Raw genomic sequence first — 15,569 nt, 5'->3', positions numbered from 1 at the left:
ATGAAAGTAATTCAAGGCGATATTACTAAATTAAAAGTTGATGCAATTGTCAACGCTGCTAATAAAAGTTTACTTGGTGGTGGAGGAGTTGATGGTGCGATTCATAAAGCAGCAGGAAGCGCGCTATTACAAGAGTGTAAGAAATTACATGGCTGTGAAACTGGGCAAGCCAAAATAACTAAAGGTTATAATTTGCCAGCCGAGTATATTATTCATACGGTTGGTCCAATTTATCGTTTTCATGATAAAGATGATAATAAGAAATTGCTGAGTGATTGCTATTTAAATAGTTTAAACTTAGCTAAAGATCATCATTTAAGATCGCTTGCTTTTTCGTGTATTTCAACTGGTGTTTATGGTTACCCCAAAGATCAGGCAGCTCAAATAGCTATTGATACTTGTAAAAAGTGGTTAATAGATAATCAGAGCTCACTTGAGATAATTTTTTGTGTATTTGATGTAGAAAATAAAAATATTTATCAACAATTGTTAGAAAAATAAAATGGGTAGTTGCTTATAAAAAATAAGCTGTTATAATATTTCCATTAAAACTAGTTCGTATTTAGACATTTGAGGAAGCTATGAATTCAACTTTATTATTTATCTATCTAGTTTTCGGTGGAATCTTAGGCGGTTTACTATCAACTATTGCTAGTATGGCGTCTTTAGCAACTTATCCAGTTTTACTATCTGTTGGCATTGCACCAGTTTATGCCAATACGACCAATGACGCAGCCTTAATTTGGACAGGCGTAGGCTCGAGTGCTGCATCGTTAAAAGAGCTGCGTGGCCACTGGAAAAAAGTCTGGTTCTATGCAATCTTTACTGTTGTAGGATCAGCAGTAGGGTGTATGTTACTAATTAATTTTCCTGGTAAAATTTTTGAGAAAATTGTGCCGTTTTGTATCGCATTTTCAGGATTGATGATTTTATTCAGCGGAAATAGTAACTTAAATACTGAAAAAGAAGATGCAAACAAAATAGTAAAAATTTTATCACTACTCAGTTTGTTTGTAGCAGGAGCTTATGCAGGCTACTTTGGTGCAGCTAGCGGGGTTTTGATGTTAGTAATCTTGAATATTATTACTGACGATGAATTTTTAACGGTTAATGCAATCAAAAATATCATCGGTGCTTTATCTAACTTGGTAGCTCTGATAATTTACATGTTTACTGAACGTATTTACTGGGGGCAAGCAATTCCATTAGCAATAGGCGCTTTAATAGGCAGTTATTTTGGTCCAAAGATTATACGTCATATTCCAGTTAAAATAATTCGTAGGTTGATCGCGATCTTAGCTTTAATTCAAGCTGGATATTTTGCTTATACAGCCTACATTAAATAAAAAATTAGCTAAATGAAAAGACAGAACTTCACATATGAAGCCCTGTCTTTTTCTGTATTCACTTTTAGTTAATTAAGTTAAAAAACTGCTCAAAAATTTTATCTTGATTAGCGTCTTTTAATTTATCTGGCCGCCATTGAAGCCCGGTCATTGTTTGATCACTGGATTCAATCGCTTCAATGATACCGTCAGGCGCTGAAGCAACGATATTAAAACTATCGGCCACTTTCTTAATTGCCTGATGGTGACAACTATTAACATAGGGATGAGAACCAACTGCCTTATTTAGTTGGCTTTCTGGTGTGACATTAATATGGTGGCTAGCTTGACTAAGATCGGCTTTTTGAATGTGCTGGATACCCGCACCTGAGTTTTGAGCATATATATCTTGAAATAAACTACCACCAAAAGCCACATTAAGCATCTGCATCCCGCGGCCAATCCCAAGAATGGGAATTCCTGCTTCGTGGCTTGCTTTAATTAAATTGAGTTCATATTGATCACGATGAGGATCGGTAAGTCCTAGTTCTGGGAGTGGTTCTTCGTTATAAAAGATCGGCGTAATGTCATCGCCGTCAGTTAAGATTAAGGCATCAAAGTCATTTCTAGGCTCAGGCATCGCTTTTAAACTAACTGGTGCTAAAACTAGAGGTAAATAACCGTTTTTAGCGATAATATCTGTGATACTGCGATTAAGATGGAGTTCATTATCATTAATTCCTGCGGTGAGTGCTATTTTTTTCATCAATAATTAGCCTTCTTTTCTTTTGAAAATTGTATTGCTCTAGTTACTTAAGGTTGTTAACTGCTTAGATTCAATACTATATTTTAACACATTAAAATCTGACCGCTTGTATATAACAAAAAGCTAACATTCAGTCTAAAGATTAGTTAAAATTGAATACAAAAGTTAAATATTATGCTAGCATGATAAAGAAAAATTTAGAGATGGTGAAATAGAGCAATGAATAAAAATTCTGACAAGCATGAAAAATTAACTCGTGAACAATACCGACAAAAAGTTGCTCGCAATAGCAAGCTGAATGTTTGGGATTTAGCTTTAGATCGACCTTATATTTCTGTAGCTATTGTTGTGTTAGCACTGCTATTTATTATGACTGGTTGGTGGCTGGGACTAGTAATTTTGGTTGTTATCAGTGCTATTGGTATATTTTTTATTGCACGAAGCAAAAATCCGACGCAAACTTTAAGTATTGAATTTAAAGTAGGAGGTTCTAGAAAACTTAACATGCTTAAAGCTCTCCAATTAGGAGCGAGTATGGTGATGTTTTTAGCTACTTATATGCGGCAGGTAGTTACAATTAACTTTCAAGGAGCAGGATCTGCTGATAGTTTAAAAATTATTCAAGGAGCAGCTTCACAAGTAAATAATGCCTATGCTTCTCAAGGTGCAAGTTTATTAAATACCTTGGATAACTTGATGGGTGGCTCGTTATGGGGAACATATCGCTATGCTACTAATAGTGCTCAATTTATGAATGATTCAGCGGGACGCTGGATTATGATTTGGACGTTTTTACTTATGGTAGCACCTGCAATCTGTGTTTTGGCACAATTTTTTAGAGAACCATATTCAAGAAGGGCAATGTTAGTTGGATCAGGTGTCTCGGTATTTTTATTCATATTGACCCCAATAGTTATTCGCAAATGGGCAACTCAATATGCCTTGGCTCATCAGATTAACCAAAATTTAATTGGCCAAGTTTTTAACATTGGCTACATGGCTTATCCTGCGATTTTATGCAGTATTGTCGTCTTTGTAATATCAATTTATCGGACGATAAAAAAGGATAAATTTTAAATTGACTGTTGACAAAAAGTAAGTCGATTGATAAGATACTTTTGAAAAGTAAGAAAGGAGAAAAATCAATGTTTGTACGTCAAGAACAATTTTGCTGCTGTAATTGTCAAATTTTCGAATATGACAATTTCTTTGACGTGCAGTCATTAATTTACTCCAAGAATTTGTGTTGATTCTAGAAAACTACTTTTCAAGATTTAACATTTAATATTATATTTGCGAGAGTTATTGGCCAAGGGTCAATAGCTCTTTTTTTGTATTGAAAGGACAGTTGGGATGGAAACTTTTTTAGTTGTTTTGATTAGTGTCCTACTATTAGCGGGGATGGCATATCTTCACCGGAATAAGTGGGGCTTTACTAGATTAGTATTTTTAGCGTTAGTATTAGGAATTGGATTTGGCGTTGCGCTTCAATTAATGTTTGGGGCAAAAAGTCAGGTTGTCACTCAAAGCATGCAGTGGTTAGGAATTGTAGGAAATGGGTATATTTCTCTTCTTCAAATGTTGGTCATTCCATTGATCTTTGTTTCTTTAGTAGGAGCATTTACTCAACTAAAAATGGGTACAAAGATTAGAAAAATTGCTTTTAATGTTTTAGCAATCTTACTTGGTACGACTGCAGTTGCATCATTAATAGGTTACTCAAGTGTTGCATTGTTTGGGTTAGAAGGTGCAAGTTTTGCAAAAGGAATGAATGCAACTTCAACTGCGCTCACTTCAATTAAGGACCACCAAAGTCAATTAAAGGGCTTATCATTACCTGATCAAATTACGGCCTTTTTCCCACAAAATATTTTTGCTGACTTTGCTGGGATGAGAGCAACTAGTACTATTGCCGTAGTTATTTTTTCTTTACTTGTCGGATTAGCATTCTTGCAAATAAAAAAGGACCAGCCAAAACTAGCTGATACTTTTGCCCACGGTATTGAAGCCGCTAGAGCAGTCGTTATGAAAATTGTCAAAATGATATTGCAATTGACTCCATATGGAATTTTTGCTTTAATCGCACGCACCAGCGCTACTAATAGCTTTGCAAGCATGGCTAAACTAGTAACTTTCATCCTAGCTGCTTATCTAGCAGTAGCTGTGATGTTTATCGTCCATGCAATATTGTTAATGGTAAATGGAATTAATCCGATTACTTATTTCAAAAAAGCATGGCCAGTTCTAGTATTTGCCTTTACGTCTAGAACAAGTGGTGGAAGCTTGCCGTTGAATGTAAGGACTCAAAAAAATTCAATGGGTGTAAGTGATACGATCGCTGATTTTTCAGCAAGCTTTGGTTTGACTATTGGACAAAATGGATGTGCTGGAATTTATCCTTCAATGGTGGCAGCAATTACGGCTCCGTTGGTGGGAATTAATATTTTTAGCTGGCAATTTGTTCTAACTTTAATTGCAATTGATGTGATTTCTAGCTTTGGCGTTGCTGGAGTAGGTGGAGGAGCTACTTTTACTACTTTAATGGTTCTAGGAGCTTTAAACTTGCCAGTAACTGTTTTAGGAATTTTGATTGCAATTGATCCAGTTGTTGATATGGCTCGAACTGCCTTAAATGTTAATGATTCAATGATCGCCGGAGTTATTACTGCCAAAAGATTAGGTGAATTAGATTGGGACGATTTTCAAGATAAAGAAAAAGTTATCAGTTCTGAACTTTAAAAAATGGGTATAATAAAAGCTGTCTATAACAGCTTTTATTTTTTTAGGGTGAAAAAATGAATTACGAATTTAAAAAAGTCGAATTTGATAATGGTGAGGTTAGCCAAGCCGTAATTACTAAGAAAAAAAGTGCGCATGATATCTTTGATTATGTGACCCGCGCTTATGTAAAAGGCGCGGATTTAATTGATTGGCGTTTAGATTATTTTGAAGATGCTACCAAAATGAATTGCGTCATTGACTTAGCTAATCAAATTACTGAAACTTTTCCTGAATCGGGCTTGCTGATTACGTTTAGAAGTAAAAAGAATGGCGGACACACTGAGTTAGATAGTGAAGATGCTTATTTAAACCTAATAAAGATTTTGATTCAATTTCAATTAGGCGATGCTGTTGATATTGAATTAAACCATACTAGTGACCGAGTTGCAGATTTGATTAAATCAGCCCATCAACAAGGGATGCGTGTCATTCAGTCTGATTTTGGATAAACGAAAAACCCTTCCGGAAAAGCCGAAAGGGTAAAGTTAAGGAAAGCTACAAAATGTTATTTTTGTGAAAGCGCTTTATGTCGCCTTCATTTATTATTGTACTCGTATATATTTAATAGTCAATCATTTTGTGCATTCTTTTTTTAGTTAGGAGTATTTTTTTGAAAAACGATCCCTTAATTTTTGATTTTGCGATAGCTCAAGATAAGCCCTCAAGTTTTAGAAAAGACAAGAGTAATCTTTGTCCTTTCTGCGATACTGCGTATTTAACCGACATTTATGAAAAAAGTCATGAAATGATTTGGCTCCATAATCGTTTTCCAACTTTAAGAAATACAGTACAGAGTGTTTTGATTGAATCAAACGATCATAATGGTGATATATCTACGTATAGTAAAGAATATAATCATGAGCTCATGAAATTTAGTATGCACTGTTTCGAAAAAATGAATAATGATCCTAAATTTAAGTCTGTTGTTTGGTATAAGAATTTTGGCCCATTATCAAATGGCTCACTAATTCATCCTCATATGCAGATCGTGGGTTTAGAAAAAGAAGATGGGTATAAGTATATTCATCCTAATAATTTTGAAGGAATTCCAGTTTTTCAAGAAGGCGAAGTAAATGTTAATTTTGCTTTGCATCCTGTTCAAGGTTTTCAAGAGATCAATATTAATTTAGAATCAAAAACAGATAAGGGTATTAATTTATGGGCAGATTGGATACAGCAAGCCATAAAATACACGCTCAATATTATGTATAATGGTCGCTGTAATTCTTATAACTTATTTTTTTATCCCCGTAAAAGTGGCTACTGTGCAAAGATAGTACCACGCTTTAACGCCTCACCATACTTTGTCGGTTATAAATTATCACAGTGCAATGATGAAAATACTTTATCCAAAGAAACTAAGAGACTTTTAAATTATTGGCAAAATAATTAAAAAAACACATGTACCTGGTATAATATTTTTATAAACCAAAAATACTTGAGGGTGTATGACGTGATAAAAGATGAATTAAATTCATTAATCAAAAATAAAAATATTGATGCAGGCCTACTGATTACTTATGGTGATAAAGAGATATATTCTTATCAAAGTGATAAAGTGTTTCCTGCAGCTGGTTTAGTTTCTTTAGGAATTTTAGCTTATGTTGAAAAACTTTGGCAAAAAGATAGCAGCTTGCTTAACGAAGAGCTGGAAGTGACAGATTTATCTCGCGTGCGGGGGTCTGGAATTATCAGCCGCTTGCAACAATCTTGTTGGCCACTACGTGATTTAGTCTTTTTGGTTGCGTCAATGTCAGATAATGCTGCGACTAATTTGCTAATTGAGAGATTTGACATCTATGAGATCGATGATTGGTTAAGAGATAATTATCCTGGCATGCGGTTGGGGCGTGAGCTCATGCGCTATTCGCCAACTGGTCAGGATAATGAGATAACAGCTACAAGCGTTAATAAATTACTACAATACTTTTTAAATACAAATAATGAGTTTTGCGATATAGTGCGCAATGGCTTGTCCAATCAAACTACCCATTATAGTATTTCAACTTACGATAATAATGATTTTCCTACTTATAATCGAATGGGTGAAATTGATAACTATCGTCATGAGGTCTGTTCATTTAAGACTCAAAATGGCCCTTTGACACTAATTGCATTAACACAATATGAAGGACAAAAGAGTGAAGATCTCTTATTTTTACAAGAAGTTGGTAAGACGATTTTTTCAAAAATCTCGCTTCCTGAAAAGAAAAAGCCATCAACTACGCCAAAGCCTAAAAGAAACGAAAGATAGATAGATATTATATTAGAAACTGCAAGCTTGTTTTGCAGTTTTTATTTTTTCGAAATAAAAAGACTATTATTTCGTGTAATACAGAAAATAATTAATAGATCCTAATCTTATAAGCTGAAATACTTGTTTCAGCTTATTTTTTTGTCATAGGTTATAATAAGAACTATGTTATTAACTAATAAGTACGGGAAAGATTACAAATGAAAAGAATTTACATGGATATCAAAAATAGTAATGCTATTTTTGAAAGATATTGGTTACGCTTTCTACTTTTGTTTGTAGGGTTAGATTTATTTAATCAATTCTTAGTTATTCCGATTTTTCGCTGGGTGACAACTTATATCCTGCAGGCAGGAGCAATACCTTTTATTTCTTATCAAAACGTCCTCACCATTTTAACAACTCATACACTTGTCGCAATAGCTTTAATTGTTGAGCTAGTCTTATTAGTCTTGATCATTTATTTGCAGTTTGCTTTCATGCTCGTTGCAATTAAAAAAATAAATTCTTCGTTCAAGCTTATTTTAAAAAACACCTGGCAAGCAATTAGGCATATTCGTGCGGCTAGTCTTTTATTACTCTTAGTCTACTTTATATTAATTGTGCCGTTTGCTGATATTGTCTTTCGTACGCCTCTTTTAGCTAAGATCCAAATACCTGAATTTATTCTAGATTATATGACACGTAATATTTGGCTTAGTTTAATTCTAATTGTGTTTTATGTAATTGTGTTTATTTTAGGTATACGCTGGATTTATACACTGCCTTTAATGATTTTCAATAAAATGAAAACACGCCAAGCAATTAAGCAAAGCTGGCAAAAAACACGCCACGGCAATTGGTGGCAGGTTTTGAGTACCTTACTAGTAATCGGGCTTATGGCAGCTGTGTTTTTATTTATCTGTTTTCTTATCGTGTATGGAATGCAGCTACTTTGGGACCTTTTGCCTAATATTTTTGCGATGGGATTTGCTAATTTTAACTTGTTTTTAGTTCAATTAGTTTCATTAGTAGTCTCGGTATGGTCGAGCGTTGTGGGACTTTTATTTGTTTTAAAAAATGTAGACGTTGAAGTGACTTTACAAAGCCGTAGGACAAGTAAAGCAGTTATTGTATGGTCCAGTATTATTTTTACTCTTTCAGCTGTTAGTGCGGTTGTGAATAATCAATTTTATTTAAATGGTCAAACTTTAAAACATCCGGCAACTATTTCGCACCGTGGTGTAAATAATAAAAATGGTGTTCAAAACACTATTGCTGCCTTGAAAAAAACTGCCAAACTACATCCGACCTTTGTCGAAATAGATTTGCATGAGACAAAAGATAATCAATTTGTAGTGATGCATGATGAAAATCTTCTGAAATTAGCTGGTATTAATAAAATGCCAAAAGATTTAACCTTAAAGCAGTTAACTAAAATTACTATTAGCGAAGACGGACATAAAGCTAAAATAGCTAGTTTTGATCAATATTTAAAGGCCGCAAAAAAGCTAAATCAAAGATTATTGATTGAAATTAAAACAACGCCACGCGATTCTAAAATGATGCTTGAGCGCTTTAATAAAAAATATGGTGCTTTAGTCTTAAAGCGTAAGTATCAAGTACAGTCACTTGACTATAGTGTGATCGAGCGTTTACATCAGATTAATCCCAAAATCTATACTCTTTATATTCAACCTTATAATTTCACATATCCACAAAGCGTAGCAGATGGCTATTCAATGGAATACTCTACTCTTAATAATGATTTTATTTGGCAGGCTCATATAAAAGGCGATAGTGTTTATGCATGGACTGTTAATGAATCTTCGATTATGCGTAAAATGATGTTTGAAGGCGTTAATGGGATCATCACTGATGATCTTTCCACTTTAAAGAAAACAATTCATGAATTTGAAGATGAGCATAGTTATGCTAGTCGTGTGTTGAATTATATTTTAGTTCTTCCTCAGCCATATAGTTCTGAAAGATAGATGAATAAAAAAGTCGCAGATTACTGCGGCTTTTTCTCTTAATATTTAGTTGGTCCCATATCGTCTTCTGGACGGTGGGCTTGCAGACGTAAACCATAAATGGTGAATTCCTCATCATCAGGATCCCGCTTTAATTCAATAGTGATCTTATCACCGTCTTGTTTATATTCAAGTTCTTGACGAGTATCAATCCACATGGCTTTTTCAATGTGAGGAGTGCCAGTTAATTCGATTTTTTCAGGTAGTGGTTGGTGGATAAAGACATAGATTTGATAAGGAGCAAGCTCATTTTTAAAAATATGAGCATTCGCAGTTGTCTTGATCTCTTTGTCAGGACGCATTTCATAATATGCATGTCCGAAGCGATCAATCCATTGACGTAATAAATCTAAGTCTGCTAATTGATCTTTTTCAATGGCACCATCTTGATCCAATTTGATTTCAAAATAAATATTTTGCTTATCAAGTCTAGCTGCAATTAGTTTAGCTAAAATATCAGGTCCACCTAAAATTATAGCTGGTCGTTCTTGGCAAAATTTAATATGGTACTTGTTGCAAGCTTCGATCACCATATTTTGTTGGATAGGATCGGCAACGGCAACACTTATGCCTCTAAAGCCGCAGTCACGGGCTTGTCGTACAAGACGATCAGCATCAATTGTGCCTTTAATATTAAAGTTAGTATCAATGCGGTATTGTAAGACAATACCAATGTTTAAATCTTCAGTTTCACTCATCGTATTCAGCTACTTTCTATCCTTTTTAATTAGATTATATAATTAAATAGATAATTAAGATAAAAAATAAGGTGATGAAATTGAAATTTATTATTGCCCCGGCTAAGAAAATGAAATTAGATCAGGATAGTTTTGCAGTTCAAAGCCAGCCTGACTTCTTAGATAAGACTCAAATTCTTTGGGATTTTTTGAAAGAGCAAGATTTTGAGCAATTGAAGAAGATTTGGAATGCCAACGATAAAATAGTAGAGCAAAACCAAAAAAGACTAAAAAATGAAAGCTTGGATCGAAACCTGACTCCAGCGATTGTTGCCTTTGACGGAATTCAATATCAATACTTAGCTGCTGATGTTTTAGAGCAGGGAGCACTTGATTATTTACAAAAAAATTTACGAATCATGTCAGCTCTTTATGGCCTTTTACGGCCTTTTGATGGGGGGGTTGCGTATCGTTTGGAAATGCAGACGGGGATGGTAGGATTTAAAGATTATAGTTTATATCATTTTTGGGGAAACAAATTATATCAAGAACTTTATAAGGACGAAAAATGCGTAATAAATTTAGCTTCAAAAGAATACTCCAAGCTAATAAGTCCATATGTGAGAGATGATCAACAGTTTATTACAATTACGTTTTTAGAAAAGCGAAAAGATAAATGGCGCCAGATTGCAACTCATTCTAAGATGGCGCGAGGTGCGATGATGAGATTTGCAGCACAAAAAAGAGTAAAAAACATAGATGAATTAAAGCAATTTACAGATTTTGGCTTTAAGTTTAGTGAAAAAGACAGCTCTGAAAAAGAATTGGTATTTAAAAAGACAGTTAACTCATAATTTGAGTTAATTGCCTTTTTCTTAGAATTGATCTGGTTTTAAAAAGTTGATAGTGAAATCAATTGCCGGTTTACGCGCATCGTCATTAAAACTATGGTCGCCTCCAGCAATGATATGTAAATCACTGTTTTCATAAACTTCGTGGTATTTTCTTGAAGCATCGGGATTAACTACTTGGTCGTCGCTGCCAGCAATCACACATACCGGTTTAGTAAATTGGGCACTTGTTTCATAAATGGGCAGAACTTGAGCAGTTCGTAAATAAAAGCTACCAACCGTAAATTTACCTAAACGAATCTGATCTGGAATATGGTGAGGATCATAACTTACACCTTGAAGTGTTCCTTTTAATGCATCGGTTTTTAAAGTGGCTGCTGGCGCTAAAAGGACAACTTTATCAACTAGGTTAGGATAAAGCCCTGCCAGCATTGAAGCTACTACGCCACCTTGAGAATGACCAACCAAGTAAATTTTATTTACGTGTGGATCGGTTCTTACATATTCCAAAATTGCTTGACCATCGGCAATTTCACTTGGAACTGTCATGTTTTTGAATTCCCCATCTGATTCGCCACATCCGTCAAAGTCAAAGCGAACGCTAGCTACGTTATTTTCCCATAATCTGTTTGCAATTTCTTTGATCAAAGGCTCATTTCTGTCAGCTTTAAAGCCATGGAAAAGAATCGCCATGTTATATTTTTCGCCAAATGGTTCTAATCTTTCGCCGACTAAAGTTAAACCATCTCTTTGTACTTCTATTCTAGCCATAAATATTCCCTCTTTTTTCTTTCCAATTTTATTGTAATGCTTTTTTGTACTTGGTTACTACCACAATGAAGAAATTAATTCGTAATTGGTTAATAAACATAAAATCATATATAATGAAAGCGGTTTATAAAAATGGAGAACGATGATGAAATTAATTTTAGTAAGACATGGTATTAGTCAACATAATACCGGAAACCTAATTTCAGGCGGTGCAAGCGATCCTGACCTAAGTGAGTCAGGCAGTAACGGTGTAAAAGAAATTAGTAAGTCATTTGATGAAAATCAAGTAGACCTGGTCTATGCGAGCCCCTTAATTAGAGCTAAACGTACAGCTAAAATTTTAACTAAAGGCAAGAAAGTTATTAATTTAGATCCGCGCCTAGTTGAAATGCAGTTTGGATCTTGGGAAGGTGCTGACGTAGATCCTTTATATGCAACTTGTGCGGATGCTTTTGATTTTATGGGGATGATTGGTAAAGATTATACTAAATATGCCCAAAATGCAGAAAGTTACGATGATTTGGTTAGGCGTTCCAAGAGTTTTATGATAGATTTAAAACAAGAAGCTAGCAATAAGACTGTCTTGGTAGTTTGCCATGGGTTTACCATTCGTGGGCTGCTGGCAGCTATCTTTGACTTAGATACTAGTGAAATTACAGCTCAAGGTAATGTAACTTTTACTGAGATTAATTTTGATGAAAAAAATAACTTTAATCCTCGTCTAATGAGCTTTAATAGACGCCTACCAGCGTACTACGGAGTTAAGGAGTAGATATAAATGGAAGTAGTAATTTTACGCCATGGAACAACAGATCTTAATAAAGACGGTATGATTCAGGGTTCAAGCGTTGACCCTGATTTGAGTGTTGAAGGACGTGAATATGCCCAAAAGGCGGCTAAAAATTTTGATCCTAGTCAATTTGACGCAATTTATGTTAGTCCCTTAAAGCGCGCTCAAGAAACTGCTCGAATTTTTGTTGGTCATGAAGCTAAGTTGAATACCGACGATCGCATCAAGGAAATGGATTATGGACAGTGGGACGGTAAATCCGTTAAAGAATATCATAAACAATATCCTGATGCGTTTGATTATCGCGGGCTTTTAACTGATAATATGTATAAATATAATAAAACTGCTGAAAGTCGTCAGCATTTTGAAGATCGAATCGCAGACTTTTTTGATGAATTATATAAAAAGCATCCTAATGATAAAGTTTTAGTAGTTTGTCACGGAGTGGTATCGCGAATGATTGTTGCCCATTATTTAACAGATGGCGACATTACTTACTTCGATCAAATGGATAATTGCGGTTTAGCACAAATGCATATTGACGATAAGATTCAACGTTTAGTATTTTGGAACCGCGTTTTAGCATAAATAGTAAAAATTAAAAGATCTAGGTATTTTGAGGATACCTGGATTTTTTTTGTACATTAAAACTTTATTTTCAAAGCTTTTGCCAAGATTTGAAACTGAAAAAATTTTTGCGTTAGAATTGACATGATGCCAAAAACAATTTAGTATAGAAAAAGAAAAGTGACACGGTGTCACTTTGGAGAGGAAAATGGTTAAATTAACTTTTAAAAATTTGCCTGATGAAAAAAAGAAAAGAATTGATCAAGCGCTCCTTGTAGAATTTAGTCATCATTCATTAGATGATGCACAAGTGGCGCGAATCGTTAAGTCAGCTGAAATTGCTCGTGGAGCATTTTATAAGTATTTTGATGATTTAGAAGATGCTTATAGCTATATTTACCACAAGGCAATGGATGATATTCACTTGGCCTTGCGTCCAAATGGGGAAAAGTTTGATCCAGATCTTTTTTATAAGATGACTGTAGATTTTGTCAACAGGACAGAAGATAGTGAGTATCGTGATTTGATTAAGTTCCATCTTTCAGAAAATCAAATGGAAATGCATCATGCTCCTGATGCCCAAAGCAAGCGTTTAATGCATTTGGATGCGCAGACATGGAGTGCGATGGTGCTTACTCACGAAGCTATCAATCTTGCCTTGTTTGATCCAGCTCATCGTCAGCAAAATCTAAAAAGGTATAGGCAGAGTTTAGAGCTGCTTAAAGGAGAGTAAAATTATGTTTTTGGCATTAGAAGAAATTAAGTACGAAAAATTTCGGTACGGACTAATCACGTTCATGATTTTTTTGATCTCATATTTGATCTTTATGTTGTCGTCTTTGTCAGTGGGCCTGGCGTCAGAAAATACGCAGGCTGTCAAAAGCTGGCAAACGCAATCAGTCGTACTTAATGAGAATTCTAATGTCAGCTTAAGTCAGTCACTTCTGACTACTGAAAATTTAAAAGATAAAAAATTAACAAAAAAGCAAGCTTATGTTGGCTTAGTACCAGTTGTTGTTAAAGATAAGGGACATAGCACAATTTCTGCTCAATTCATTGGCTTACGTAAGAGTCAATATATCTATAAGAGCCTGGATTTATTTGCTGGGCGTAAAGCTAAAAATAGCAATGAAGTAACTGTAGATCGTGCTTTTTGGGATCGTGGTTATAAGTTAGGTGATAAGATTACCCTTAACGGAAGCGATAAAAAATACACGATCGTTGGCTTTTTGAATAATGCCAAGATTAACATTGCTCCGATTGTTTATGGCAGCATGACAACTTGGAAAACGTTAAGACCATTAGCTCCTAATGTAGTTGCTTCGGGAATCATTTCAAAAGATAAGATTGATTTTAATAATCATGAAATGAAAACCTACTCAGTTAAAACTTTTATTAGCAAATTACCTGGCTATAGCGCTCAAAATTCTACTTTTGAATTGATGATCGGCTTCTTATTTGTTATTTCGTTAATTGTAATTGCAGTATTTTTATACATCTTAACTATTCAGAAGATGCCTAATTATGCAGTTCTTCGCGCTCAAGGTATTCCAACTAAGACATTAATTGGAGCAACAGTAAGTCAATCACTTATTTTGACAGTACTTGGAAGCTTGATTGCTTTGATTGTGATGCTTATTACAGTTAAAGTAATGCCACCTACTGTGCCAATTGATTTTGCCCCATGGATCATGGTATCTGGAATGGGCGGAATGATTATCATGGGAGTAATTGGTGGATTAATCCCAATTCGTTCAATTCTTAAAGTGGATCCAGCAAAGGCAATTGGTTAGGAGGGTTCAAGCATGGCAGTTATTACTTTAAAAGATGTTAGCAAAGTTTACGGAACAGGAACTGCAAAAGTTACAGCCTTACATGATGTGAACTTTACTGCAGACAAAGGCAGTGTGGTCTTGATTGTCGGACCATCTGGAGCGGGCAAAAGTACTTTTTTAACTATTGCAGGTGCGCTTCAAAGACCAACTACGGGTAAGGTTGAAATCGAAGGCCAAGACGTGACTGATATAAGTCCACGCGAAGCTAATAGATTGCGTTTGAATAAGATTGGTTTTGTCTTACAAGCCTATAATTTAGTTCCATATTTAACAGTTGCTCAGCAATTTGAATTAGTGGATAAGGTTAAAAAGGATAACAACATGAGTCATGAAGACTTAGGAAAATTGTTTAAACAGCTTGGAATTGAAAAGTTAGTTAAGAAATATCCTAAAGAATTATCGGGCGGACAAAAGCAGCGTGTCGCAATTGCGCGGGCTCTTTACGCCAATCCGCAAATAATTTTAGCGGATGAACCAACTGCATCACTTGATAGTCAAAAAGTCGAAGAAGTTGGAAAGTTGTTTAAAGATTTGGCTCAGCAGCAAAACAAGGCAATCTTGATTGTGACGCATGATATGCGATTAGAAAAATATGCTAATAAGGTGTATGAAATGATCGATGGTAGTTTGAGTGAAAAGAAGTAAAAAGTATAAATTTGAGGAACGAAATCCTATTTGGACTTGGTTCTTTTTTTGTTGCAATCTAAGACTAATGTGATATTATAATTAAAAAATTAAAATATAAAATTCAACCACCTTGTATTATATACAAAAATCGGCGCAGCTATTGTATATATGCTTTTTTTTTTGTACCTTTGCGGCGAATATTATGTTTTGATGATTATGATGGAAATTTTCAAATACATCCTTCCTGCGTTATTTGTGCTTTTGGCCACCTGGCTGGTGATGCACAAGTTCTATAAGAGCGAGGCTGAGAAGC

17 protein-coding genes are annotated in these 15,569 nt (G+C 34.8%); 14 read left to right on the top strand and 3 right to left on the bottom strand.

The genetic code is table 11. The annotated features are described in order from the left end of the window. Complete coding sequence (locus tag Q0Y70_RS02475; RefSeq protein ID WP_297816126.1) at positions 1–501, top strand: O-acetyl-ADP-ribose deacetylase; 501 nt, start codon at positions 1–3, stop codon at positions 499–501. A gap of 80 nt (positions 502–581) precedes the next feature. Continuing rightward, positions 582–1,346: a sulfite exporter TauE/SafE family protein gene (locus Q0Y70_RS02470; protein ID WP_297816124.1), complete on the top strand. Its 765-nt coding sequence runs from the start codon at positions 582–584 to the stop codon at positions 1,344–1,346. Between the two features lie 64 nt (positions 1,347–1,410). On the opposite strand, the gene Q0Y70_RS02465 is transcribed toward Q0Y70_RS02470, so the two are convergent. Further along, positions 1,411–2,091 carry a gamma-glutamyl-gamma-aminobutyrate hydrolase family protein gene (locus Q0Y70_RS02465; RefSeq protein ID WP_297816122.1) on the bottom strand — a complete coding sequence of 227 codons (681 nt, stop codon included), beginning with the start codon at positions 2,089–2,091 and terminating at the stop codon, positions 1,411–1,413. A gap of 219 nt (positions 2,092–2,310) precedes the next feature. Here Q0Y70_RS02465 and Q0Y70_RS02460 point away from each other — a divergent pair, with 219 nt between their 5' ends. From Q0Y70_RS02460 to Q0Y70_RS02435, 6 genes are all read left to right on the top strand, one after another. Beyond that, positions 2,311–3,168 (top strand): cytochrome C5, encoded by an 858-nt coding sequence (locus Q0Y70_RS02460; RefSeq protein ID WP_297816120.1) that lies wholly within the window; start codon positions 2,311–2,313, stop codon positions 3,166–3,168. Between the two features lie 276 nt (positions 3,169–3,444). After that, positions 3,445–4,830, top strand: a complete 1,386-nt coding sequence (locus Q0Y70_RS02455) for an L-cystine transporter (RefSeq protein WP_297816118.1) — start codon at positions 3,445–3,447, stop codon at positions 4,828–4,830. Between the two features lie 56 nt (positions 4,831–4,886). Beyond that, entirely contained in the window at positions 4,887–5,321 is a 435-nt protein-coding gene (locus tag Q0Y70_RS02450) for a type I 3-dehydroquinate dehydratase (protein ID WP_297816116.1), read from the top strand. Between the two features lie 161 nt (positions 5,322–5,482). Further along, positions 5,483–6,265, top strand: a complete 783-nt coding sequence (locus Q0Y70_RS02445; RefSeq protein WP_297816114.1) for a DUF4931 domain-containing protein — start codon at positions 5,483–5,485, stop codon at positions 6,263–6,265. 60 nt (positions 6,266–6,325) lie between these two features. Then, positions 6,326–7,126 (top strand): serine hydrolase, encoded by an 801-nt coding sequence (locus Q0Y70_RS02440; RefSeq protein ID WP_297816112.1) that lies wholly within the window; start codon positions 6,326–6,328, stop codon positions 7,124–7,126. 200 nt (positions 7,127–7,326) lie between these two features. Further along, on the top strand, positions 7,327–9,099 hold the full coding sequence (locus Q0Y70_RS02435) for a glycerophosphodiester phosphodiesterase (RefSeq protein WP_297816110.1): 1,773 nt from the start codon (positions 7,327–7,329) through the stop codon (positions 9,097–9,099). A 38-nt stretch (positions 9,100–9,137) separates the two neighbouring features. On the opposite strand, the gene Q0Y70_RS02430 is transcribed toward Q0Y70_RS02435, so the two are convergent. Further along, complete coding sequence (locus Q0Y70_RS02430; RefSeq protein ID WP_297816108.1) at positions 9,138–9,836, bottom strand: hypothetical protein; 699 nt, start codon at positions 9,834–9,836, stop codon at positions 9,138–9,140. A gap of 74 nt (positions 9,837–9,910) precedes the next feature. On the opposite strand from Q0Y70_RS02430, the gene yaaA reads away from it, so the two are divergent. Further along, on the top strand, positions 9,911–10,669 hold the full coding sequence (gene yaaA, locus Q0Y70_RS02425; RefSeq protein ID WP_297816106.1) for a peroxide stress protein YaaA: 759 nt from the start codon (positions 9,911–9,913) through the stop codon (positions 10,667–10,669). 21 nt (positions 10,670–10,690) lie between these two features. Here yaaA and Q0Y70_RS02420 read toward each other — a convergent pair whose 3' ends face one another. Further along, entirely contained in the window at positions 10,691–11,437 is a 747-nt protein-coding gene (locus Q0Y70_RS02420) for an alpha/beta hydrolase (protein ID WP_297816104.1), read from the bottom strand. A gap of 142 nt (positions 11,438–11,579) precedes the next feature. Between Q0Y70_RS02420 and Q0Y70_RS02415 the strand changes: the two genes are divergently transcribed. The 5 genes from Q0Y70_RS02415 to Q0Y70_RS02395 all read left to right on the top strand — a co-directional run bounded on the left by Q0Y70_RS02415 (position 11,580) and on the right by Q0Y70_RS02395 (position 15,274). Continuing rightward, a complete protein-coding gene (locus Q0Y70_RS02415) occupies positions 11,580–12,209 on the top strand; it encodes a histidine phosphatase family protein (RefSeq protein WP_297816102.1) in 630 nt (209 codons plus the stop codon). 6 nt (positions 12,210–12,215) lie between these two features. Beyond that, entirely contained in the window at positions 12,216–12,815 is a 600-nt protein-coding gene (locus tag Q0Y70_RS02410) for a histidine phosphatase family protein (protein WP_297816100.1), read from the top strand. A gap of 187 nt (positions 12,816–13,002) precedes the next feature. Then, entirely contained in the window at positions 13,003–13,527 is a 525-nt protein-coding gene (locus Q0Y70_RS02405; protein ID WP_297816098.1) for a TetR/AcrR family transcriptional regulator, read from the top strand. 4 nt (positions 13,528–13,531) lie between these two features. Further along, the gene (locus Q0Y70_RS02400; protein ID WP_297816096.1) at positions 13,532–14,587 is read left to right on the top strand and encodes an ABC transporter permease; all 1,056 of its coding nucleotides are present in this window, start codon (positions 13,532–13,534) and stop codon (positions 14,585–14,587) included. 12 nt (positions 14,588–14,599) lie between these two features. Then, on the top strand, positions 14,600–15,274 hold the full coding sequence (locus Q0Y70_RS02395; protein WP_297816094.1) for an ABC transporter ATP-binding protein: 675 nt from the start codon (positions 14,600–14,602) through the stop codon (positions 15,272–15,274). Positions 15,275–15,569 lie beyond the last annotated feature (295 nt).

This window comes from uncultured Lactobacillus sp. (assembly GCF_947367085.1).
Taxonomy (GTDB): domain Bacteria; phylum Bacillota; class Bacilli; order Lactobacillales; family Lactobacillaceae; genus Lactobacillus.
This window is presented reverse-complemented; position numbering and strand designations above follow the sequence as displayed.

Bases quoted from the DNA above. Each gene is read 5' to 3' on its own strand.
- Q0Y70_RS02475 (WP_297816126.1), top strand. From the start codon at position 1: ATGAAAGTAATTCAAGGCGATATTACTAAATTAAAAGTTGATGCAATT.
- Q0Y70_RS02470 (WP_297816124.1), top strand. From the start codon at position 582: ATGAATTCAACTTTATTATTTATCTATCTAGTTTTCGGTGGAATCTTA.
- Q0Y70_RS02465 (WP_297816122.1), bottom strand. From the start codon at position 2,091: ATGAAAAAAATAGCACTCACCGCAGGAATTAATGATAATGAACTCCAT.
- Q0Y70_RS02460 (WP_297816120.1), top strand. From the start codon at position 2,311: ATGAATAAAAATTCTGACAAGCATGAAAAATTAACTCGTGAACAATAC.
- Q0Y70_RS02455 (WP_297816118.1), top strand. From the start codon at position 3,445: ATGGAAACTTTTTTAGTTGTTTTGATTAGTGTCCTACTATTAGCGGGG.
- Q0Y70_RS02450 (WP_297816116.1), top strand. From the start codon at position 4,887: ATGAATTACGAATTTAAAAAAGTCGAATTTGATAATGGTGAGGTTAGC.
- Q0Y70_RS02435 (WP_297816110.1), top strand. From the start codon at position 7,327: ATGAAAAGAATTTACATGGATATCAAAAATAGTAATGCTATTTTTGAA.
- Q0Y70_RS02430 (WP_297816108.1), bottom strand. From the start codon at position 9,836: ATGAGTGAAACTGAAGATTTAAACATTGGTATTGTCTTACAATACCGC.
- yaaA (WP_297816106.1), top strand. From the start codon at position 9,911: ATGAAATTGAAATTTATTATTGCCCCGGCTAAGAAAATGAAATTAGAT.
- Q0Y70_RS02420 (WP_297816104.1), bottom strand. From the start codon at position 11,437: ATGGCTAGAATAGAAGTACAAAGAGATGGTTTAACTTTAGTCGGCGAA.
- Q0Y70_RS02415 (WP_297816102.1), top strand. From the start codon at position 11,580: ATGATGAAATTAATTTTAGTAAGACATGGTATTAGTCAACATAATACC.
- Q0Y70_RS02410 (WP_297816100.1), top strand. From the start codon at position 12,216: ATGGAAGTAGTAATTTTACGCCATGGAACAACAGATCTTAATAAAGAC.
- Q0Y70_RS02405 (WP_297816098.1), top strand. From the start codon at position 13,003: ATGGTTAAATTAACTTTTAAAAATTTGCCTGATGAAAAAAAGAAAAGA.
- Q0Y70_RS02400 (WP_297816096.1), top strand. From the start codon at position 13,532: ATGTTTTTGGCATTAGAAGAAATTAAGTACGAAAAATTTCGGTACGGA.
- Q0Y70_RS02395 (WP_297816094.1), top strand. From the start codon at position 14,600: ATGGCAGTTATTACTTTAAAAGATGTTAGCAAAGTTTACGGAACAGGA.